This is a genomic window from Microvirga sp. GN3, from assembly GCF_055792825.1.
Map to the genome: position 1 here is coordinate 1 of NZ_JBVVAK010000370.1, position 1,435 is coordinate 1,435.

The 1,435-nt window shown below is 58.7% G+C and carries 2 protein-coding genes; one reads left to right on the plus strand and one right to left on the minus strand.

All coding sequences use genetic code 11. The features are described 5' to 3' along the window. A partial coding sequence (locus tag ACS5Q1_RS47890) for a hypothetical protein (protein ID WP_473104783.1) occupies positions 1-241 on the plus strand: 241 nt, incomplete at its 5' end. A gap of 287 nt (positions 242-528) precedes the next feature. Here ACS5Q1_RS47890 and ACS5Q1_RS47895 read toward each other — a convergent pair. Continuing rightward, the gene (locus ACS5Q1_RS47895) at positions 529-1,227 is read right to left on the minus strand and encodes an IS6 family transposase (RefSeq protein ID WP_473104784.1); all 699 of its coding nucleotides are present in this window, start codon (positions 1,225-1,227) and stop codon (positions 529-531) included. Positions 1,228-1,435: the final 208 nt, after the last annotated feature.

The following is a 1,435-nucleotide window of genomic DNA, read 5'->3' on the forward strand; positions in this document are numbered from 1 at the left end:
GGCACGATTACTCATGTGGCCTCAGGGGACGGAGCTGTCCTCGGACCCGCATCAGGTGCCCTTCGGTGGCTCGTCTGCGATCCATCAGTCGATTCATCTCGATGAGGAGAGTCTGCTCGTCCGGAGCGGCCCGTCCGGCGTCAGGATGATCCTTGCAGAACCGGCGCTGTTGGGTGACGTTCGCGACCTTGAAGTCGAGCCTCTCGCATTCGGCCGCGAGACGATGAAGTTCCGCGATTAGTTCCTGCTCATTCATCTGGTCCAGGTGAGGCATCATCCTTAACTTAGTCGTGGTGTCCGACACAGCCCCTTCACGGCACGAGTACAAGCTTAAACATCATTTTTGGAGATGTGGTGACGGCTCCAACGAAGGTCCGCTCGGGGTCAAAGGACTAAACCGCTACCGCGGTAGGATATGCCGGCTCTGTCGGCGTCTGGAACGATCATAGAGGTCACGTCGGGTCGTGTCCGGCCGGCACTGTTGCAGTAACTTGGACCAGGCATAACGAACCTCGTCGAACGAGCTGCTCACGCAGCAAGACCGAAGAGCTGATTGACGAGACGGATTTCACCGGTCGCTCGACGTTTCCGCTGGATGCAGTGACCACGGCGGATCATGCGCATGATTTCAAACCCCTTCAGGGTCGCGGTCGCGGTTTTCATCGTCTGGAAGCCACGTGTCGGTCGGATCACGCGCTTGAGCGCGCCATGGTCCGCCTCGATGACGTTATTCAAATATTTCGAGGTGCGATGCTCCACATCTTTCGAGAGCAACCCTTCATTTTGCAGGTGCAGGATGGCCTTGGGATACGACGCCAGTTTATCCGTCGTGATGGATGATGGCGGGTAGTTGCTCATCGCCTTGATGGCTTTACGCAAAAAGCGATAAGCAGCGTTGGTATTTCGGCGCTCGGACAGCATGAAGGCGATCAATTGACCGTGCTTGTCGACCGCGCGAAACAAGTACTTCCACTTGCCGCCGACCCGCACATAGGTCTCGTCCACTCTCCAAGAGCCTGAGCGAGGTCCCTGGTAGAGTCGGATCCGCTTCTCGATCTCCGGCGCGTAGCGCTGAACCCAACGGAAGAGGGTGGATGGGTCAACGGCGACACCGCGTTCCTGCATCATCTCGGCGAGATCGCGATAGCTGATCCCATACTTGCAGTACCAGCGCACGCACAGCAGGATGATCTCGACCGGAAAGCGGCGGCGCTTGAAGATCGACAACAGGGTGGCTCCTCGATTAGCCGCCCGTCACTAGACTGCCAAGGTTAATGCAACGGTGCCGGGTGGGTTTGGCTCGGAGCCAGACCGCGCTGGCCGCCACAGCCACCCGGTGACGGCTTGTCGACTTCGCTCGATCATCGAAAGGCATGCCATGGTCGTGGCAATGGCCTTCCTGTCACAGGGGGCGAAGCTGTCCGTCAGCCAAGGC